This is a genomic window from Leptolyngbya sp. FACHB-1624 (genome assembly GCF_047649235.1).
GTDB lineage: Bacteria > Cyanobacteriota > Cyanobacteriia > Leptolyngbyales > Leptolyngbyaceae > Leptolyngbya > Leptolyngbya boryana.
Genome location: NZ_CP180258.1, coordinates 4,928,288 through 4,946,899 on the forward strand (window position 1 = coordinate 4,928,288; position 18,612 = coordinate 4,946,899).

Sequence of the window (18,612 nt, forward strand, 5' to 3'; positions counted from 1 at the left end):
TTGTCAACAGATGCAAAACATTTTTAACCGAACTGTTTACTGCAATACCAAAGTGCTAGTGTGAAGTTAATCACCCACCATTCCAGGGGAGGAGCAGCTTATATGAAGCTTGTGATTCAGGGAAAGAACATTGAAATCACAGATGCGATTCGAGAGTACGTTCACCAAAAAATTGAAAAAGCGGTGAACCACTACCAGGCATTAACAACCGAAGTCGATGTTCATCTCTCTGTCGCCCGAAACCCTCGCGTTGCAAAACAAATTGCAGAGGTCACGATCTATGCGAACGGAACTGTCGTTCGCGCCGAAGAAGCCAGCGAAAATCTTTACGCCAGTATTGATTTAGTCGCAGATAAAATTAGTCGGAGACTCCGAAAATACAAAGAAAAACGTGCAAATCATCGTCATGAAAAAACGACTGAACTTCTAGAAGGACAGCCTGTGGTAGAAGAGTTGCGGCTCGACCGAGAACCGGAACTGCCTGCCCAAGTGGTTCGGACGAAGTATTTCTCAATGCCACCAATGACCGTTGATCAAGCGATCGAGCAGCTAGAACTTGTCGGACATGACTTCTATATGTTCCGCAATATCGAGACGGGTGAAATCAACGTCGCTTATGAACGGAATCACGGGGGATACGGTGTCATTCAACCGCGCAACGGCAACGGACACACTCACCAAAATGGGAATGGTAAACACGCGACTGAGACTGCCAGCTCGCTAATTTCATAAGACAAGATGGGGTGCTCAACGCGCCCCATTTTTGTTAAGACAATCTGAGATTTCAATCGATTGGATGCAATCAATTTGATAATCCATAGACTGAATAATTTCAGATTCAGAAATTCCCGATTTTCTATCTCAATTCAAGCTTCGATCGCGCTGTAAATTTAATGTCTGATTTTTGCACTCTTCAATGCAGAAATTTAGAGATTACATTTACAGAAATGCGATCGAGGTATGTTCTGCATTTCACTTAATTCAAGAGGTCAGATATGAAAGGTAATTCTATCGGCATCCGAAGTGTGGCGATCGTAGGTCCTTACCTGAGCGGCAAAACCACCTTACTCGAAAGCCTACTTTGGGTCACCAAAGCAGTGTCTCGCAAAGGAACGGTTCAAGACAAAAACACTGTCGGAGACAGCAGCCAAGAAGCCCGCGATCGCCAAATGACCGTTGAAGTCAACGCAGCACACACCGTCTATGAAGACGTGCGGTTTACCTTCCTTGACTGTCCCGGATCGGTAGAATTTGCTCAGGAAACCTTGAACGCCCTGATCGGCGTAGATGCAGTGGTTGTCGTCTGCGAACCTGTCGTCGATCGAGTGATGACTCTATCGCCCTTGTTCAAATTCCTAGACGATTGGGAAATTCCGCACTTTGTATTTTTGAACAAAATGGATCGCGCTGATGTAGATTTCATGGAAGTTCTACACGCGCTCAAAGCTGTTTCAAGCCGTCCACTGATTCCGCATCAATATCCGATTGGCCGGGGCGAATCGATTTTAGGCTTTATCAATCTCGTCAACGAGCAAGCCTACCACTATCATCCGGGCGCACCTGCTGACCCAGTTCCTTTCCCCAATGAACTCAAAGAAGAAGAGCAGCTTGCCCGTATGGAAATGCTGGAAACGCTCGCAAATTGGGATGATCACCTGCTAGAAGAACTTTTAGAAGAAATTGAGCCCCCCGAAGAAGAGATTTTGAACGATCTGAAAATGGAACTGGGTGCTGACTTGATTGTGCCTGTGTTCTTTGGATGCGCCGATCGCGATTATGGTGTGCGTCCTTTACTCGAAGCATTACTACGAGAAACATCAGAGCCAACTGCGATCGCAGAACGCCGCAACATCAAATCTGATGCAGAAATCGCTCAAGTGCTCAAAACTTACAACACTCAACAAGGAGGCAAGCTCTCTCTGATTCGCGTTTGGCAAGGCACCATCACAGACGGCATGACCTTAAATGGAGTACGCATCGGTGGAATGTATCGCCTGATGGGGCAACAACAGCAAAGTATCAATGAAGCTCATGCAGGTGAGATTGTTGCACTTGCCCGAATGGAAGGCATTAAAACAGGCGATACCCTTTCGCCAGCAGAAGTTCCAGCACTGCGTCAGCCTGAGCAGATCAAACCTGTCTTTGCCATGGCAATTCAAGCCGAGAAGCGCAATGATGAAGTGAAGCTAACGGGAACACTTGCAAAACTCTTAGAAGAAGATGCTGGACTCCGTTGGGAACAGCATGGCGATACCCATGAAATCATTCTGTGGGGACAGGGTGAAATTCACTTGCAAGTTGCACTCGATCGCTTACGCCGCAAGTACAATCTCCCAATGGTGACGCATCTGCCCCAAGTTCCCTACAAAGAAACCGTTCGCAAATCCACAAACTCTCATGGTCGCTACAAGCATCAAACAGGCGGACATGGACAATTTGGAGATGTCTATCTCGACATTCAGCCTGTTGCACGCGGGGATGGCTTCCGGTTTGGTGAAAAAATTGTGGGTGGAGTCGTTCCGAAACAGTACATTCCAGGAGTAGAAATGGGTGTACGGGAGTATCTCACAACGGGACCACTAGGGTTCCCAGTTGTCGATATTGCTGTGACTTTAACGAATGGTTCCTATCACAGTGTTGATAGTTCGGAGCAAGCTTTCAAGCAAGCCGCTCGGATTGCAATGCAGGAAGGCATGGCGAAGTGTGAGCCTGTGTTACTAGAACCGATCGTCAAAGCTGTGATTTCTGTTCCAACGGATTTCACTTCAAAGGTGCTACGGCTGTCGAGTGGTCGTCGCGGTCAAGTACTAGGCTACGACGCGAAAGAGGGTTGGACAGGTTGGGATGATGTCGTTGTGCTCCTGCCCCAAGCAGAAATGCATGACTTAATTGTAGAACTGCGATCGCAAACGATGGGAGTCGGATTCTTCCAGTGTGAATTCGATCATCTGCAAGAAGTCCCCGATAAGCTAGCCGAAAGAGTTCTCGTCACGACTGGACACAGCAACGGTAAACGTTAGTTTTTGATCTATCTCTCTAAGGATCAGCGTCTCCGGAGTCGAGCAATTTCGACTCCGGTTTCTTGTTGAAGGAACTTGCTCAATGACGACGATCGACCAATTGAATTCCTCTACTTAATCTATTTTGGTTCAAATGTACTATAATAGAGCGAGGGATGATCGGCAATCACTGACCATCCCTCGCTCTCGATTTGGGCACTCTGGCTACATGATGAACCTAGTAGAGGGGCTGTAAATGATCGAAACTAAGTACGATTTTGAACAGGCAATTCTTCCGACTGGTACCCCCCTTCAAACCAATTTATTGCTACGATTTCGAGCTGATCTTCCTGAATCTCCGCGCCGCGATTTGAACTTATCTCTCGTCATCGATCGCTCTGGATCAATGGCAGGCGCGCCGCTACATCATGCTTTGAAAGCTGCTGAATCTGTTGTCGATCAACTCGAAGCAACCGATACGCTTTCAGTCGTGGTTTACGATGATGTCGTAGATGTTCCGGTTGCTCCTCAAGCTGTGAGTGACAAATCTGCACTCAAATCTGCGATTCGTCGAGTTCAAGCAGGTGGGCTTACGAATCTTTCGGGTGGCTGGCTCAAAGGATGCGAGTTTGTCAAAGCGCATCTTGATCCACAAAAGGTCAACCGGGTGCTGCTCCTGACGGATGGTCATGCAAACATGGGGATTCAAGATCCGCGAGTCCTAACTACAACTTCAGGACAAAAAGCAGAAGAAGGCATTGCGACCACGACCTTAGGGTTTGCTCAAGGCTTTAATGAAGATATGCTGATTGGCATGGCAAGAGCCTCGAAAGGGAACTTCTACTTCATTCAGAGCATTGATGAAGCGAGCGAAGTGTTTAGCATCGAACTCGATAGCTTACGGGCAGTCGTGGGACAAAATCTCTCAGTGACGATCGAGCTTGCTCCCGGTGTTGAACTACTCGATACATTGAGCCTAGCTGAGGTGACACAAACTGCTCAAGGCGCAACTGTTATTGGCTTAGGCGATTTATATGAGCGCGAAGACAAGTTACTAGGCTTGAGCTTGTCACTTCCCTCTGCATCGGTTGGCGATTTGCCGATTATGAGAGTGCATTACAGCGCAGATGTGATTCAAGACGGAGCAATTCAATCCGTTGCAGGAACATCTGAGATTGTGGTAAAGATTGGCACGATCGAGGAATCTGCCAGCGCTGCATCTAGTCATATCCTTCTAGAACTCAGCCAACTGACGATCGCGAAAACGAAGGAAACTGCGCTGAATCTAGCAGAACAGGGCAAGCATCAAGAAGCAGAATTTGCTCTGCGATCGCTGATTCAAAATCTTCGCAGTAAAGGCTTAGACGAAACCTTTGAAATTGCAGAAGAGATCGAGCAGCTTGATTACTTTGCAAATCGGATTGCACAAGGAGCACTCGGAAATGCAGGACGCAAAGAACTAAGAGATCAAAGTTTCCAAAGCTTGACTCGCAATCGGAGCGATCTAGCAGGTCGGGGTGTGACGGCTGGCGAAGAAATTGCAGCCATGGCAACGGTGCAAGAAGTTGGCTCTGGAATTGAATTAATCTGCGTGCGAGAAGGCGGAAAACTGCGAGTCAAGGTCGTTTCCGATGGCTATGATTCGACCAAGAATGTACAGTTTCCACGTGCGATTCGAGCAGAAGGAGCGCGTTATGTCGTGGAAGGAATTGAGCTTTCCGCAGATCAATCTTTCTACCGAGTGCAAGGTCAGATCCAGCGATTTGTGAAGCCAGGGGAAGTAGATGTATTTGCAAGTTTTGGTCGATCGCGATCGAGAACTGCATCCACCGCATCAAAAGCACCCGCAACAGCCGCAGCTTTGCCAACCACAGATACAGTTGGAGATGGCATCTTAGTGCAGTGTGTGAAAGACGGCAGCAAGTTGAGAGCGCGAGTCGTTGCAGACGGGTACGAACCGGACTGGAACATGCGCTTTCCGCGATCGATTCGCGAAGAAGGAATGCTCTATGTCGTCGAAGCGGTGAAAACGGCTCCTGATGGTAAGTCTTACATTGCTTGCGGCGAGATCAAGCGGTTCGTCCAAGCTGCAATCGCAAGTTAACCCAATCTAAGCTTCGATCACAGGCTGATAGTCGTCTGGATTGTCAAATCCAGCTATCCAGGCGGCTGCCTGATGACAGGTTCGTAGATAAGGCGGAACTCGCAAAATATGCAGATGTCCCGTTGAAGGACAAGTCACTTTTAAGAGCATCAGCGGCTCGTCATCTTCAAAAGCAATACAGATCAGTTGACGTTCTCCACCCGCATCGGTATCACGATCTCGCACGACACCCCCCACCTGCTGCAAAAAGGTGTCGTATCCCAATCGCTCAATCAGCACCCGGCGCAGTTCAACATTTTCGACATTGAGAATATCTTGTCCCGTATGGGTTTCAAACGCGATCGCATCGCTGACCCGCACGCCCCGCCAGCGCAACACAAATCCATGCCCTTTCGGAAGGTGCATAATTCCGCTGTCTGCAATTTCAATCCAGTGCGTCACATGCAACCCTTTCGGCAGGAACGTGAGATTTGGACAATCACTAATATCCAAGCTTTCACACGTGAGATTTTCGGGCAGCGTGTAAAGGGCTGACGCGCGACTTAGATTCAAATGACCCAAAACGCGCATCCCGTCCCAAGCGCGACGTTCAAGAATCAACTTCCGAGCACGATCGCCCGAAATCGGTTCATGAGTTTCAGGAAGAGGACGAATCGACTTTTTGGGAATTCGCCCATTTGCCATTAAGCTCCGCATTAATCAGACACCTCAACATAGTGACCAGGACGATATTCGCGCTGTTTCCAAACTCGATACAATCCCTGCGGAAGCTCGATCGCATGATGTTCCTCGTGAACTAAGGTGGCACTGAATGCTTTAACTTCTAAAAATAGATTCTCACCTTGCTCCCAAAGTTGCACCGCTTGAACTTGCTGAATTCGATGCCGATGTCCTGTTACTTCACCTTCGGCTAAGGTTACACTCTCGCGTTTTCTCACGTTATTGGGAAGACGATCAATTTGTCTCAGTAAAACATCACCATGTCGGTAAAGCGTACCTGCAATCGGACTTCGCATCAGCGTACTCCTGAAAGTCTAAATTAGTACAATTTTACCAATTGAATACTCTGAAGGTCAATATTTATAGAGAGTCCTCAATCTTGCTTTAAGACAGGCGATCGCACTTTGAGTGTCATAACCAAGCGAATCGATGCTACTATTGCCAAGAATTGTTTCGCAAATTGTTCATATTCATGAACAATTGTCATTTGATCGCGATCGGAAACTTAATTCGTTTCGCCTCGGTCAAACTGAACAGGATGATTGAGCCGAATCACAACTCCGATCTGATGCAACGAGCCTGCGATGAAAATCCGCCGTTTGCAGATGATCGATAGGGACAGTAAACGCCTCGGATTTCAGTCGATGTATCGTTTTTGAAGCCAGGAGCAATCATGAAGTCATTGGTTCGTTGGAGTACAACCGCTGCGTTAGTTGGCGGAACCTTGATGGGGACGCTAGTCGGCGGGCTGCAGGCACTTGCCCTAACACCAGAACAAATTAGTCAAAAGTTACGGGCTGTTCCAGTTTTCACGATCGCCAATAACCAAGGTGCGCCACTCGTCGCCCAGCCTCCCAACGGTCAAAAGGGAAATCCGGTTGCAGGGGTATTTATTAGCCAGAAAGATGCAGCAGCATTTTTAGAGAATTTGAAAGCAAAGAATCCAGCCCTGGCAAAGGATGTCAGAGTCGTTCCGGTCTCGCTCGCTGAAGTCTATCAACTCAACCAGGGAGCACAAGGCAAGCCTGATAAGTTAGATTTCGCGTATGTTCCTACGAAGCAGCAGGTTGATTCTGCTGTCGCGATTCTGAAGCAAGGGGGTCAGCAAGTCAGCCAGTTTAATGGCACACCGCTATTCGTCGCACGAGCTGGAAAAGAAAAGGGATTTTTGACGATTCAAGAAGGCAACCAGTCTGTGATCCCAATGTTCTTTAACAAAGAAGATTTACAGCCGTTGGTTGATCGCTTTAAGCAACAAAAGCCTGATTTAGCAGCCACAGTGGATATTCAGGTCTTCCCGCTTGAAGGCGTAATGGAAGCGATGAAAAAGGAAAAAGACCCGCAACTCGATAAGATTGTGCTGATTCCGCCGAGAGAGACGATCGAGTTTGTGCGATCGCAGCAACCGCAGCAAGGTCAACAGCAAAGACCGCAGCAAGGTCAACAGCAAAGACCGCAGCAAGGTCAACAGCAAAGACCCGCTCCACAACCGCAAAGACGTTAATTTGAATGGGATTTTCAGTTCCCGGTGTCCAACTTTGGCAGTGGCGATCGCGCGCAAAAAATAGCGCGATCGCCCACGGTCTTCCCCCGAACGAAGTCGATTGGCTCTTGCAAGAATTAGCAGGAGTGAGTCGGCTTTTCCTGCGTTTGCAGCCAGAATCCGAGCTTGAGTTGAAGGTGTCTTTACAAGAACTCGATCGACTTTGGCAGCGCAGAGTGCAGGAATTCGTTCCCGTTCAGTATTTAGCGGGCGTTACGCCTTGGCGTGAATTTGAATTGCACGTCGCTCCGGGAGTCTTGATCCCGCGACCTGAAACGGAATTGCTGATTGATTTGGCACTCGCGCAAGATTTAACCCTCAAATCGGGGCATTGGGTAGATTTAGGAACCGGAAGCGGGGCAATCGCGATCGGACTCGCTTTTGCCCTACCGAATGCGACCATTCATGCCGTTGATCGCAGTGCAGAAGCTTTAGCGATCGCATCACTCAATGCAAAAACCTTGAATGCACCTGTTCAGTTCTATCAGGGCAACTGGTTTGACGCGATCCCTCATTTGAAAGGTCAACTCAGCGGAGTGGTGTCTAATCCGCCTTATATTCCGACTGAGAGTGTTGCTGAATTGCAGCCTGAAGTGAGATTACACGAACCGCATCTGGCTTTAGATGGCGGAGCAGATGGGTTAGAGAGTATTCGAGAATTGGTGAATCGTGCCCCGGACTATCTAATTTCGGGAGGCGTTTGGATGGTTGAGATGATGATGGGACAAGGAAACGCGATCGCACAACTGCTTTCGGCACAGGGAAGTTACGATCGCATTGAGATTCACAAAGATCTCGCTGGAATTGAACGATTTGTAACCGCTTACCGACTATGATGCGACCGACTCCAATACCACCCGAACCTGGACAGGAATCTGTCTGGGATTATCCGCGCCCACCGAGATTAGAGCCTGTTGAGAAACAGATTCAGATTATTTTTAATGGCGTGACGATCGTCGATACGCATCACGCGATGCGAGTGTTAGAGACAAGCCATCCTCCGACTTACTACATTCCACCAGAAGACATTCAGCAACAGTACTTACTGCCCTCGGCTCGCACCACATTCTGCGAATGGAAAGGGGCAGGCAGTTATTACAGTGTCAAAGTGGGAGAAAAAAGCGCGATCGATGTCGCTTGGTACTACAGCAATCCGACTCCAAACTTTGCAGCGATTCAGAACTATGTCGCGTTTTATGCAGCTCCGATGGATGGATGCTATGTGAATGGAGAAAAGGTGATTCCGCAGCCAGGACAGTTTTATGGAGGCTGGATTACAAAAGATATCGTAGGCCCATTTAAGGGTGAGATGGGATCTTGGGGGTGGTAGCTAAGAAACTGAAACCTTGAAGTGTTTCCAAAGCCTTCAATTTCTTCGCGTAAAATAGAGCCTAGACCGAGGACGATCTAGGCTCCGTTTTTTATAACCCAACCTAATTAAGCTAGTCGGGAAGTCTCGTAAGAGTTCAATACCTTTATTACTTTCAATCTTACGCAAAGCATTTCCAAACTGGTGGGAAAGCACACAGTTCTTTAGATTTTGACACTTAGTTTAACAATACGGCTGGGATCATACGACCGATCCTGCGAAACTACAGTTTTGGCAAAGACAGAACTAAACGCTAATTTTGCCCAAATTGGTCGATGAGATCGCGTCGCATCGCTAAAAATAACGCAACAATAAAAGTATCCTTAACTCCAAGTGTTCATGAGCAGCAACGAATTAAACAGCACCGAATTTGCCCGGTATCTTGAGCAAACTGGAAATGTGACAAAACCCTGGTTGCTCGCTCAGCTTAGACTCATGAAGCTGAAAGAACAACGATCGCAGCTATCCTTAGAAGAATATGAACAGCGAGTGACCGATATTCATCAGGATGTGATGAATTTGGGCGAATGGTGGGTTGGAATCGAAGATGAGGTGTTCTAATGCGACGGCGTAAGCAAGCGACGGTGGAAATTAATCTCAATGATCCGCAGTACTATCTGAATCGAGAGTTGAGTTGGATTGAGTTTAATAGCCGAGTTCTTCATGAAGCATTTGATCCACGCACGCCTTTACTTGAGCGCTTAAAGTTTTTAGCGATTTTTAGCTCGAACTTAGATGAGTATTTCATGGTACGCATCGGAGCACTCAAAGAGCAAATTGAAGCTCAGGTAAGAAAGCTGAGTCCAGATGGTCGCACGCCTCAAGAACAGTTAAATTTAATCAACGATCGCTTACGTCCCCTTGTTGCAAAACAGCATCGTCATTTTGAAGAAGCACTGCGCCCGCAGCTTTCAGCACAAGGCGTTTATCTACTGGACTATATCGATCTTAACCAAGAACAACGAGCATACTTACATCAATACTTTGAGGAAAAAGTTTTTCCAGTTCTGACTCCGTTAGCGATCGATCCTGGACATCCTTTTCCTTACATTTCCAATCTCAGTCTCAACTTAGCGGTTGTGATCAAAGACCCGGTAGACGACGAGGAACTGTATGCACGAGTAAAAGTTCCGAAAGTTTTGCCACGATTTATTCCTTTGCCGATCGAGACGCAAGATCTGCCAACGTCGATCGCAAAAAGTCGGGCAACCGTCTGGGCAGGTGTGCCGCTCGAGCAAGTCATTGCTCACAATCTAGAGGCATTATTTCCTGGCATGAACATTCAGGAATATCATCCCTTCCGAATCACGCGCAATGCCGATTTAGAAGTCGAAGAAGATGAAGCCGATGATTTGATGTCCGCGATCGAAGAAGAATTGAGAAAGCGGCGATTCGGTGGTTCTGCCGTGCGCCTTGAAGTCAATCCATCGATGCCCGAACAATTGCGATCGATGCTCATCGAAGAGATGGAGATTTCTTCAGAAGATGTCTATGAAATCGAGGGTCTACTCTGTCTGCGCGATCTGTTTATGTTTGGAGGATTACCGCTTCCAGAGCTAAAAGATCCCCCCTGGAGTCCGATTACACATCCGAAGCTCAAAAGAGTTAATGAAGTCCCTGTGCAAGAAGCTTTAACGCATGATGAGAACTTCTTTTCAGTCATGCGAAAGCAGGATTTGCTGGTACATCACCCGTATCATTCCTTTTCTCGCAGTGTGCAGCGATTTATTGAAGAAGCAGCCCACGATCCGAATGTGCTGGCAATCAAGATGACCCTATATCGAACTTCAGGGGATTCTCCGATCGTTCAAGCATTAATTGCAGCCGCAGAGAATGGCGTTCAAGTTGCCGCTTTAGTTGAACTCAAAGCTCGATTTGACGAAGAAAATAACATCAATTGGGCGAAAAAGTTAGAAAGCGCCGGGGTTCACGTTGTTTATGGGTTAGTCGGGCTAAAAACTCATACGAAGCTTGTCTTAGTCGTTCGACGTGAAGAAGACCGAATTAAAAGATATGTGCATATTGGCACAGGTAACTATAATCCGAAGACAGCTCGCCTTTATACCGATTTAGGGGTTTTTAGTTGTCGAGAGGAGCTAGGCGCTGATTTAACGGATCTCTTTAACTATTTGACCGGATATTCACGGCAGCAGTCTTATCGCAGATTATTGGTTGCGCCTGTGAATTTGCGCGATCGTATGTTGGCATATATCGAGCGTGAAATTGAGCATCAACAGAACGGCGGTCAAGGTCGAATTGTTGCCAAGATGAATGCTTTGGTTGATCCGCGCTTGATTATGGCATTGTATGAGGCTTCGCAAGCGGGGGTTCAAATTGATTTGATTGTGCGGGGAATTTGCTGTCTGCGCCCCGGATTGCCCGAGATTAGTGAGAATATCCGCGTCATCAGCATTGTGGGACGCTTTCTCGAACATGCGCGCATTTTCTATTTCAACAACAATGGTGAGCCAGAGGTCTTTATTGGCAGTGCTGACTGGATGCCGAGAAATCTCGATCGCCGAGTTGAAGCAGTTGTCCCTGTCGAAGAACCGAGTCTGGCTCAAGATTTGCAAGAAATTTTAGGCATTATGCTGGCAGATAACCGTCACGCCTGGGATTTGCAGTCGGATGGTAAATATGTCCAGCGCAAACCCCAAGCGGATCAAGCTGAGCAGAGTTCGCAGCAAACTTTTATGGACATGGCACAGAAACAAAGTTGATTGCTTTACGCCAACAGTTCCGGTGGCAAAATGGCTTGTAGCCCACCTTCTGGAAGAGGAGATTGTAAAACTGGTAATGGAACGCCTAAATTTGCTAGCACGTATTTAAGGCTATTAGGCAATGCCCACAAATTGTTTGCTGTCGCAGAACCATTTGAAAACCGATTTCCTTCTGCGTATATACCGTTCCAATATCTTAAACAAGCAGAAATGATAGGAATACAACGCCTTGTTGTCCAGTCTTCAACTGAATAAAGATTTTCTCGATACCAAACCCAAGGCTCATTTCTCAACGCCAATAGTCCAAGTAAGCCCCAATCAGCTTGAAGGGACGTATTAAATATCTCATCTTCCATATCCCAAGTTACATTGCCTTTATACTGCTGTTCCTTGAGTTGCTCCCAAAGTCTGTAACAGTGAAAATGTGAGCCATAGCTATCCATCATGCGATCTGGCCCATGAAGGACAATTAAGCCTGGATGGTCTTGTGTGCTGATTAATTCCTGAGCGTTCATAATTTCTTGCCAGGATGTCCCTTTGAGAAACTGTTTGACCAAACCCTTACAGCGATCTCGCACCTCTTTGGAAGAGCCAAAAAAGATTGCAGGGATGTACATCATCTACCCTCCTAGGAGCCGATTGACTGACAAAACGTCTGAAGTTTCTTGCACTGCAATTTTCATTCTGCCCAAAGCTAAACCTCCGGGCGGAGCGCGCAATAATAAAACTCTTTGTCAGCTAATTCGACCTACTACTTTGCAATAGATTTAAAATTAAAATCTGTTTAAACGACTAAAGCGGTAGACTCTTCTGAATCTACCGCTTTAGATTTGGTGGCGGGGCATGGATTTGAACCATGGACCTTCGGGTTATGAGCCCGACGAGCTACCAGACTGCTCTACCCCGCGTCGCTGTGTGCTTTCGCTTGGCAACTCAACTAGTATAACCCCAAGTTCCCAAAAGTTGCAATACCCAATTTAAAAAGAGAAGATAGAGAGGTTCTTATTCGAGCCGAAATCATGGCAACTTGGCGGTGCGTAAAATATTGTGGAGCTTGCTGCAACCTCGATCCGAGCGATCGACCAGAGTTAGAAACCTATCTCAATCCCGAACAACTCCATCTGTATCTCAGCATGGTCGGTGAAGACGGCTGGTGTGTGAATTTCAACCAAACGACTCGCGAATGCGAAATTTATGACACTCGACCGAGCTTTTGCCGCGTCACGCCGGAAACCTTTCAGGAGATGTTTGGCATTGAGCCAGAAGAATTAAACGAGTTCGCGATCGACTGCTGTCGCGAACAGATCGAAGCCGTTTATGGCGATCGCAGTTTGGAGTCGTTGAAATTTGAGCGAGAAATTGGACTCTAGCAAAAGAAAGCATTTGCGGGTATAGTGTCAGAATAATGAAAAGAAAATGAAAGTAGTTTCATGCCTTCTCCTGACCTCCCCACCCTTGAAACACAAGAAGTCATCATTCTTGAAAAGACCCAGCCGAGCCTGAAGGCGAATTTTCTGAGCGCCTTCGGTTCCACTTTCATCACGATCTTCTTAGCCGAGTTAGGCGACAAGACCCAACTGGCAACCTTGCTGATGAGCGCTCAATCTCATCATCCTTGGATCGTGTTTGCGGGCGCTGCGACTGCACTCGTGGCAACCAGCTTAGTCGGCGTTCTGGTCGGGCGTTGGCTCTGTCAAAACGTTTCTCCAAAAACCTTGGAAAAAGCAACCGGTGGAATTCTCTTATTAGTTGCAGCGCTGTTAGTTGTCGATGTCATGGGGATGTAAATTATGGACTGGCAATTAATGGGCATTAGTTTTGTCACTGTCTTTTTAGCAGAGCTAGGCGATAAAAGTCAGCTTGCCGCGATCGCGCTCAGCAGCAACAGCAATAACTCTCCCAAAGCAATTTTTCTTGGAACTGTAGCGGCGTTAGTTTTAGCCAGTTTTATTGGTGTGATTCTTGGAGAAGGAACCGCACAGCTTTTGCCGACAAAATGGACAAAAATCATTGCAGCGATCGGATTTTTGATCCTAGCCGTACGACTCCTTTGGTTTAGCAACTGCGAAGAAGAAGCGTAACCCCATTGCAATTCTACAATTTAGAAAAAATTAGAGAAAAAGCCTCCAAATGCTGGAGGCTTTTCAATGGAGTTCACCGCACGAATTGGAATTCACCATTCCAAACTTGTCTAAAATTCACGTTTCAGCAGCCATCCCCCTGCAAGTAGCTTGCACGATTCAAGCATCCAATAGCCGATGTGAAGCTGATCCATTCCCGTTGGAACTTGCGCAGGCGCAAAGAGATTCAGATTCAAGCCGAGCGCACTCATCTGAGGCGACAGCAAATAGGTGCAAGTTATCGCGATCGCAAACAACACTCCAGCTAATACGATCGAAGTTAAAGTCTTCTCAGACTGCTGCTGAACTAAAACACTCGTCAAAACCGAAGCAGCACAAAGCAATTCTAAGCGATTAAATATCCAGAAAATTCCATATCCAGCCGTTGCAAAATCAGGCTGCGACATCATTCCAGCTGCAAATAGACTTGGCAGAACTACCAAATCAAGCAACACACTACTGCTGATCCAAAATGCCAAGGTGAGGATCAAAATCTTTCGCCAATTTACAAAATTGGAACTGACTTTTGAAGCGACAGTCATAACGCAGACCTATGCTCGAATTACTCTAAATTCAGCCTAACAAATCCCACTTTAGACAATGGATTTGAGACAAGAAACTTAGCAAAGAAATTTAGATCAAAAATAGAGGATCTAGCGATAAAAACTAGATCCTCTATTCAGGTAATCGAACATTAAAATATAAATCGAAACTGATCAGAATCCTGCAACTTCCATCTTGAGAGATGCAATATCCTCCTTAATTGATAACAGTACAAACTCAATTGGCTACGTATCTTCTGAAAACAGCAAGATATCCAGTTGCAGGGGCTTTGAGGCGGAGACACAGAACTCAAAGCGGTGGTATGGAGATTGAGGAGAAACATCTCTCTGTGTCTGCATTTAAATTAGCATTTCTCTCCAAAATTGACGAGCGAGTTTAATAGTTAAAAATCGAAGTTAATATAAGTTAATCTTCTCTTAAACTCCGGTTTAAAGTACGATCGCTTAGACTGAAAGTATTGCTCTACATCGCTTTATGAAAAGCCAATTCGCTGCAATTGTCTTCAGTCTTTTGAGCTTGACGCTTCCCGCTCAAGCCGTACAAGTTCGAGGCACAACTTACTTTGTCTCCCCACCTCGGCTAGTCGGTGCATCCACCACTCAGAATCATGTCTATGCTTGGAGCGCAACCTACTACTTTACGTTAGAGATTCCAGACAATTCGGGCGAACCCCTGCAACGAGTGACGATCGCTCAAGACGATGGAGTTGATCGGGTTCGGTTCAATCTCAAGGAAACAGAAGCCTTCGACGGCGATCGACGATCGCGCACTAAACTTGGACTCGGTGAAGTTACGCTTGACGAGAAAACCAAAGCCGTAACTGTTAACTTCAATCCACCAGTTCCGGCTGGAAAACGAGTGACGATCGCACTTGCACCAGAGCGCAACCCAGCTTACGGAGGAGTCTACCTGTTTGGAGTCACTGCCTTTCCCACAGGCGATCCAGCCTATGGACAATTTCTAGGATTTGGGCGCATCTCAATTTACGACAATCGCTTTGATTCGTTCTTTTTCCGTCCTCGATTTCGGCATTAGCTACAGATCGATCTGTTTCTATCCCACATCAACCCTTGCGCGGCTGCAAACTCTGTATCTTCTATTCCGCAAGCTTTAGTGCCACTTCGGGAACAGGAACATCTTGCACCAAAATCGATTTTGTGACTAGTCATACTGAAACTGTGAGAGTCCCCAGGAGTGAACCCATCATGCAAGCTTCTCTACGCTGGTCAATTTTTCCGACTGCGATCATGGCTGTTTTCGCAATGTCTAATCTCGCTGCAAGTCAACAAGTGGTCTCGATCGCCTCTAATACGTCGCCCATTACTCTCAATGGCATATCCGGAGGTGACAAAAAAGATTCAAGCTGTGCTGGCTTCATTGGCGATCGTCCAAATCACACCGTTCAAGTCACTGCCGATCGTAATCTCAAATTTACACTTCAAGGCAGCGGCGAACCGACACTATTGATCATCGGTACACAAGGACAAAATTTTTGTGTCCAAGCTGATCGTCTTTCTAACGGCAAGGTGGAAATTCCAGGGCGATGGACAAAAGACAATTATTCAGTCTTTGTAGGAGACAGAGGACGGGCGCGAAATCCTTATACATTGTCTATTTCTCCGCAATAGAGCAGACAAATGAGCCGCTCGATACGAACATATCTGCTCTCAAACACGATCATTTCAAATCAACAAGAGCGCCGATCCTTCTAACAGGATCGGCATTCTAATTAAGAGTGACTTTTCTTGTGTTCCGCTTCTTGCCCCAATTGATTGACTATCGCAATCAAATCCTGCACTGCCGTCTCTTTATTACAAAACGCATCCACTTTTGCCGTCTGCAGCATCACCTCAGTCTGAGGATCTTCTAACGACGAATACGCCAAAATCTTAATCTGGGGATGCACGCTCTTAATCTGAGTTGAAGCACTCAGCCCATCCATGACAGGCATTTGTAGATCCAGAACTATCACATCGGGGCAATGCCGATCCGCCATTTCCACAGCTTCTCGTCCATTGCTCGCTAAACCTACTAACTCGATTCCCGCTTGACGCTGCATTGCTAACTTCAAGCTAAATCGGGTTAGTTCATGATCATCGACAATTAAAACACGCAACACTTTGCACTCACTAGACAGCATGGGACAACCGACCGATAATTCGAGTGTTACAGGAGAGTGTAGCGAGACGAACACTCTGAAAACCTCTACCGCAAGGATTAATCTAGTCAGCCATTTTGGAGAAGAGCGAGGAGAAGCAAAAAAAATCAGCGATCCTTTTACTAAATCAAGCATTTAGAAGAAGCATCGCTGATAGCAACCGACAGACTTGAAAACTTACATCCAATCTTTCAATAAGGCTTGACGACGAGGGTGACGTAGCTTTCTCATCGCTTTCGCTTGAATTTGGCGCACACGCTCGCGGGATAAATCATAGATCTGACCGATTTCGCTCAGGGTGTAGTGCTGACCATCCGTTAAACCAAATCGCAACTTAATAATTTCACGCTCACGATCGCTCAAATGATCCAACACGGAGTTGAGGCGATCGACTAATAATTTGTGATCCAGATTATCGTTGGGTGCAACATTATCTGCATCTTCGATCAGTTGCATTAATTCAGTATCTTCATCGCGTCCCACCCAAGCATGAAGCGATAAAGTACGCTGGCTCACGTCTAGAACCTGCTCTAACTTATCTTCCTCCATATCCAGCGCACCTGCTAACTCTTGCTTGGTCGGCTTGCGACCGAGTTCTTGAGAAAGCATTTGCCGAACTTTACGAACCTGATTGAGCTTTTCAACCATGTGTACGGGTAAGCGCACTGTTCTCGATTGAGACGCAATAGCACGGGTGATCCCTTGACGAATCCACCAGTAGGCATAGGTTGAGAACTTATAACCCCGTTCGTAATCGAACTTTTCAGCAGCCCTCATCAGACCCATCGCCCCTTCTTGAATTAGATCTAAGAAAGGTACGCCCCGATTCAGGTACTTTTTCGCGATCGAAACAACTAAGCGCAAATTTGCCCGGACTAACTTCCGCTTTGCTCGCTCTCCTATGACTCCACCTTTTGAAATTTCTCTAGCGAGTTCAATCTCTTGTGCCTGAGTTAAAAGGGGGTAGCGTGCCATCTCTCTCAGGAACATTCCAACCGAGTCATCTGATAGACCTAAATATTCGCTGGTTTTACCACGCAGCGATTTCGCCAAAGCTTCGGGTGAAAGATCTTCATTTTCGAGAGACTCGAGTTCGGAAAGATCGATATCGCCCTCAGTTACAACTGAGTCAACCGGAAAGGAGTCAGTGGGTAATTTAGTTGCCATTGTCAGGTTACGCTGGGTCTTTAATTTTTTCGGAAAGTCATCTTCAACTGCAACCTACTGTAATCGAAATGTTTGAGTTTGGTTCAGTAAAATAACGCTTTTTTGATTGTTTTTTATGCACTTTATCAAGGCTTAGTTTATGAATTGAAATGAGTCCGTTTTTTCGCTGAATTTCAGTAGCTATACGGAAGAAACAACACGGTGGAAAGGCGGTATAGTAATCGGTTTTTGCTTAAGTAACTGTCCAGAACTTTCACTGAGTTGTACAGTTACACTAACTCATTTTAAGAATTAGATCCGGGGAATTGCAGTGGTTTTTTGAAGAAATTTGAAATTGTGATGTTTCTCCGAAATATTGCGGAGGAATCAAAGAAACCTGGATCGATTCAATTTGAATTTTGAAATTAGTGTCTTTGTAGAGTAACTTAGACTACAAAAAATAGCGCACTAATTTGAAGAGTTAAAGACAAAAGTCGAAGATTGACACTTTTGAATGGGATAACCCAAAAAAACACGCCCTAAAGTACACTCAGGGCGTGTTAATGCAAAGATTGACAGTAGATTAGTCGCGGTTGCTCAATTTCCAAGTTGCGCCAGAAACGAGATTCGTCAGAATGTGCGCCACAATCGGGACTAAGAGATTTCCTGTCCAAACGGCACTCAGACCTAATGCTATGCCGACTAAGGATGCCCATACGACATACGACCATTGTTTAAGATTGCTCATATGCAGGACTCCAAAACAGAGGCTTGATAACAGAACGCCAAGCTCATCTAAGCCAAACTCTGGCAGCATGACCCCTCGAAATAAGAGTTCTTCACTTAACCCGGGAAGTAACCCAAGCCAAAGCAGATCAGGAACGAGCAGGGGTTTGATCACCATCGTGAGATATTGATCCGCACTTCTGCGATACTCTCCCCAAATCCGGTAGACGATCGCACTGGCAATCGAGATGCCAACGCCTAATGCTAGTCCTTCAAGCAAGGCTTGAACTGAGAAGCGAACGGGCAACATTGATAACTGGCTAAAATGAAGCCAAATTTTAGAAACAACTAATAGAACAACCGCGGTTACCCCCATTGCAATGAGAACTTGGGTACGAGTTAGCGGCTGCATTTCCGGCGTATCAGGAATTTGTTGTGCCACA

Annotated in this window: 20 protein-coding genes and 1 tRNA gene; 13 read left to right on the forward strand and 8 right to left on the reverse strand. The window is 46.4% G+C overall.

The genetic code is table 11. The annotated features are described in order from the left end of the window. The first annotated feature begins 102 nt into the window (after positions 1-102). From hpf to ACMUEV_RS23410, 3 genes are all read left to right on the forward strand, one after another. The gene (hpf, locus tag ACMUEV_RS23400; RefSeq protein WP_017286686.1) at positions 103-732 is read left to right on the forward strand and encodes a ribosome hibernation-promoting factor, HPF/YfiA family; all 630 of its coding nucleotides are present in this window, start codon (positions 103-105) and stop codon (positions 730-732) included. A 263-nt stretch (positions 733-995) separates the two neighbouring features. Beyond that, positions 996-3,020 (forward strand): elongation factor G, encoded by a 2,025-nt coding sequence (locus ACMUEV_RS23405; protein ID WP_190649104.1) that lies wholly within the window; start codon positions 996-998, stop codon positions 3,018-3,020. Positions 3,021-3,255: 235 nt separating this feature from the next. After that, positions 3,256-5,103: a VWA domain-containing protein gene (locus ACMUEV_RS23410; protein WP_190649107.1), complete on the forward strand. Its 1,848-nt coding sequence runs from the start codon at positions 3,256-3,258 to the stop codon at positions 5,101-5,103. Between the two features lie 6 nt (positions 5,104-5,109). On the opposite strand, the gene ACMUEV_RS23415 is transcribed toward ACMUEV_RS23410, so the two are convergent. Beyond that, positions 5,110-5,799: a DUF6745 domain-containing protein gene (locus ACMUEV_RS23415; protein ID WP_017286683.1), complete on the reverse strand. Its 690-nt coding sequence runs from the start codon at positions 5,797-5,799 to the stop codon at positions 5,110-5,112. Beyond that, positions 5,799-6,119: a hypothetical protein gene (locus tag ACMUEV_RS23420; protein WP_190649110.1), complete on the reverse strand. Its 321-nt coding sequence runs from the start codon at positions 6,117-6,119 to the stop codon at positions 5,799-5,801. The genes ACMUEV_RS23415 and ACMUEV_RS23420 overlap by 1 nt, the downstream gene beginning before the upstream one ends. Positions 6,120-6,496: 377 nt before the next feature. Between ACMUEV_RS23420 and ACMUEV_RS23425 the strand changes: the two genes are divergently transcribed. The 5 genes from ACMUEV_RS23425 to ppk1 all read left to right on the forward strand — a co-directional run bounded on the left by ACMUEV_RS23425 (position 6,497) and on the right by ppk1 (position 11,455). Beyond that, positions 6,497-7,327 carry a Tic22 family protein gene (locus ACMUEV_RS23425; protein ID WP_190649112.1) on the forward strand — a complete coding sequence of 277 codons (831 nt, stop codon included), beginning with the start codon at positions 6,497-6,499 and terminating at the stop codon, positions 7,325-7,327. 5 nt (positions 7,328-7,332) lie between these two features. Then, the gene (gene prmC / locus ACMUEV_RS23430) at positions 7,333-8,202 is read left to right on the forward strand and encodes a peptide chain release factor N(5)-glutamine methyltransferase (RefSeq protein WP_190649115.1); all 870 of its coding nucleotides are present in this window, start codon (positions 7,333-7,335) and stop codon (positions 8,200-8,202) included. Beyond that, positions 8,199-8,696, forward strand: coding sequence for a DUF427 domain-containing protein (locus tag ACMUEV_RS23435; RefSeq protein WP_190649117.1), 498 nt, complete (start codon positions 8,199-8,201; stop codon positions 8,694-8,696). Before prmC ends, ACMUEV_RS23435 begins: the two co-directional genes overlap by 4 nt. Before the next feature lie 378 nt (positions 8,697-9,074). Further along, positions 9,075-9,296: a hypothetical protein gene (locus tag ACMUEV_RS23440; protein ID WP_017286676.1), complete on the forward strand. Its 222-nt coding sequence runs from the start codon at positions 9,075-9,077 to the stop codon at positions 9,294-9,296. Further along, positions 9,296-11,455 carry a polyphosphate kinase 1 gene (gene ppk1, locus ACMUEV_RS23445; protein ID WP_017286675.1) on the forward strand — a complete coding sequence of 720 codons (2,160 nt, stop codon included), beginning with the start codon at positions 9,296-9,298 and terminating at the stop codon, positions 11,453-11,455. Before ACMUEV_RS23440 ends, ppk1 begins: the two co-directional genes overlap by 1 nt. 5 nt (positions 11,456-11,460) lie before the next feature. On the opposite strand, the gene ACMUEV_RS23450 is transcribed toward ppk1, so the two are convergent. Both ACMUEV_RS23450 and ACMUEV_RS23455 read right to left on the reverse strand, forming a co-directional pair. Then, positions 11,461-12,075 (reverse strand): hypothetical protein, encoded by a 615-nt coding sequence (locus ACMUEV_RS23450; RefSeq protein WP_144056151.1) that lies wholly within the window; start codon positions 12,073-12,075, stop codon positions 11,461-11,463. A gap of 211 nt (positions 12,076-12,286) precedes the next feature. Beyond that, positions 12,287-12,363: transfer RNA gene (locus tag ACMUEV_RS23455), tRNA-Met, on the reverse strand. A gap of 111 nt (positions 12,364-12,474) precedes the next feature. Here ACMUEV_RS23455 and ACMUEV_RS23460 point away from each other — a divergent pair. From ACMUEV_RS23460 to ACMUEV_RS23470, 3 genes are read left to right on the forward strand one after another with little or no spacing between them, the layout of a single operon-like run. After that, positions 12,475-12,825, forward strand: a complete 351-nt coding sequence (locus tag ACMUEV_RS23460) for a YkgJ family cysteine cluster protein (RefSeq protein WP_017286673.1) — start codon at positions 12,475-12,477, stop codon at positions 12,823-12,825. Positions 12,826-12,885: 60 nt separating this feature from the next. Next, positions 12,886-13,242 (forward strand): TMEM165/GDT1 family protein, encoded by a 357-nt coding sequence (locus tag ACMUEV_RS23465; RefSeq protein ID WP_017286672.1) that lies wholly within the window; start codon positions 12,886-12,888, stop codon positions 13,240-13,242. A gap of 3 nt (positions 13,243-13,245) precedes the next feature. After that, a complete protein-coding gene (locus tag ACMUEV_RS23470; protein WP_017286671.1) occupies positions 13,246-13,536 on the forward strand; it encodes a TMEM165/GDT1 family protein in 291 nt (96 codons plus the stop codon). A gap of 110 nt (positions 13,537-13,646) precedes the next feature. Here ACMUEV_RS23470 and ACMUEV_RS23475 read toward each other — a convergent pair whose 3' ends face one another. Next, positions 13,647-14,117: a DUF4149 domain-containing protein gene (locus ACMUEV_RS23475; RefSeq protein ID WP_017286670.1), complete on the reverse strand. Its 471-nt coding sequence runs from the start codon at positions 14,115-14,117 to the stop codon at positions 13,647-13,649. Positions 14,118-14,613: 496 nt separating this feature from the next. On the opposite strand from ACMUEV_RS23475, the gene ACMUEV_RS23480 reads away from it, so the two are divergent. Continuing rightward, positions 14,614-15,174 carry a DUF2808 domain-containing protein gene (locus tag ACMUEV_RS23480; RefSeq protein ID WP_190649120.1) on the forward strand — a complete coding sequence of 187 codons (561 nt, stop codon included), beginning with the start codon at positions 14,614-14,616 and terminating at the stop codon, positions 15,172-15,174. A 170-nt stretch (positions 15,175-15,344) separates the two neighbouring features. After that, positions 15,345-15,767, forward strand: a complete 423-nt coding sequence (locus ACMUEV_RS23485; RefSeq protein ID WP_190649123.1) for a hypothetical protein — start codon at positions 15,345-15,347, stop codon at positions 15,765-15,767. Between the two features lie 101 nt (positions 15,768-15,868). On the opposite strand, the gene ACMUEV_RS23490 is transcribed toward ACMUEV_RS23485, so the two are convergent. From ACMUEV_RS23490 to ACMUEV_RS23500, 3 genes are all read right to left on the reverse strand, one after another. Continuing rightward, positions 15,869-16,279, reverse strand: a complete 411-nt coding sequence (locus tag ACMUEV_RS23490; RefSeq protein WP_190649126.1) for a response regulator transcription factor — start codon at positions 16,277-16,279, stop codon at positions 15,869-15,871. Between the two features lie 195 nt (positions 16,280-16,474). Further along, positions 16,475-17,464: an RNA polymerase sigma factor RpoD/SigA gene (locus ACMUEV_RS23495; protein WP_017286666.1), complete on the reverse strand. Its 990-nt coding sequence runs from the start codon at positions 17,462-17,464 to the stop codon at positions 16,475-16,477. 562 nt (positions 17,465-18,026) lie between these two features. Further along, complete coding sequence (locus ACMUEV_RS23500) at positions 18,027-18,611, reverse strand: CPBP family intramembrane glutamic endopeptidase (RefSeq protein ID WP_017286665.1); 585 nt, start codon at positions 18,609-18,611, stop codon at positions 18,027-18,029. Position 18,612: the final 1 nt, after the last annotated feature.

Excerpts from the sequence above, each read along its gene's own strand:
- hpf (WP_017286686.1), top strand. The coding sequence starts at position 103 with ATGAAGCTTGTGATTCAGGGAAAGAACATTGAAATCACAGATGCGATT.
- ACMUEV_RS23405 (WP_190649104.1), top strand. The coding sequence starts at position 996 with ATGAAAGGTAATTCTATCGGCATCCGAAGTGTGGCGATCGTAGGTCCT.
- ACMUEV_RS23410 (WP_190649107.1), top strand. The coding sequence starts at position 3,256 with ATGATCGAAACTAAGTACGATTTTGAACAGGCAATTCTTCCGACTGGT.
- ACMUEV_RS23415 (WP_017286683.1), bottom strand. The coding sequence starts at position 5,799 with ATGCGGAGCTTAATGGCAAATGGGCGAATTCCCAAAAAGTCGATTCGT.
- ACMUEV_RS23420 (WP_190649110.1), bottom strand. The coding sequence starts at position 6,119 with ATGCGAAGTCCGATTGCAGGTACGCTTTACCGACATGGTGATGTTTTA.
- ACMUEV_RS23425 (WP_190649112.1), top strand. The coding sequence starts at position 6,497 with ATGAAGTCATTGGTTCGTTGGAGTACAACCGCTGCGTTAGTTGGCGGA.
- prmC (WP_190649115.1), top strand. The coding sequence starts at position 7,333 with ATGGGATTTTCAGTTCCCGGTGTCCAACTTTGGCAGTGGCGATCGCGC.
- ACMUEV_RS23435 (WP_190649117.1), top strand. The coding sequence starts at position 8,199 with ATGATGCGACCGACTCCAATACCACCCGAACCTGGACAGGAATCTGTC.
- ACMUEV_RS23440 (WP_017286676.1), top strand. The coding sequence starts at position 9,075 with ATGAGCAGCAACGAATTAAACAGCACCGAATTTGCCCGGTATCTTGAG.
- ppk1 (WP_017286675.1), top strand. The coding sequence starts at position 9,296 with ATGCGACGGCGTAAGCAAGCGACGGTGGAAATTAATCTCAATGATCCG.
- ACMUEV_RS23450 (WP_144056151.1), bottom strand. The coding sequence starts at position 12,075 with ATGATGTACATCCCTGCAATCTTTTTTGGCTCTTCCAAAGAGGTGCGA.
- ACMUEV_RS23460 (WP_017286673.1), top strand. The coding sequence starts at position 12,475 with ATGGCAACTTGGCGGTGCGTAAAATATTGTGGAGCTTGCTGCAACCTC.
- ACMUEV_RS23465 (WP_017286672.1), top strand. The coding sequence starts at position 12,886 with ATGCCTTCTCCTGACCTCCCCACCCTTGAAACACAAGAAGTCATCATT.
- ACMUEV_RS23470 (WP_017286671.1), top strand. The coding sequence starts at position 13,246 with ATGGACTGGCAATTAATGGGCATTAGTTTTGTCACTGTCTTTTTAGCA.
- ACMUEV_RS23475 (WP_017286670.1), bottom strand. The coding sequence starts at position 14,117 with ATGACTGTCGCTTCAAAAGTCAGTTCCAATTTTGTAAATTGGCGAAAG.
- ACMUEV_RS23480 (WP_190649120.1), top strand. The coding sequence starts at position 14,614 with ATGAAAAGCCAATTCGCTGCAATTGTCTTCAGTCTTTTGAGCTTGACG.
- ACMUEV_RS23485 (WP_190649123.1), top strand. The coding sequence starts at position 15,345 with ATGCAAGCTTCTCTACGCTGGTCAATTTTTCCGACTGCGATCATGGCT.
- ACMUEV_RS23490 (WP_190649126.1), bottom strand. The coding sequence starts at position 16,279 with ATGCTGTCTAGTGAGTGCAAAGTGTTGCGTGTTTTAATTGTCGATGAT.
- ACMUEV_RS23495 (WP_017286666.1), bottom strand. The coding sequence starts at position 17,464 with ATGGCAACTAAATTACCCACTGACTCCTTTCCGGTTGACTCAGTTGTA.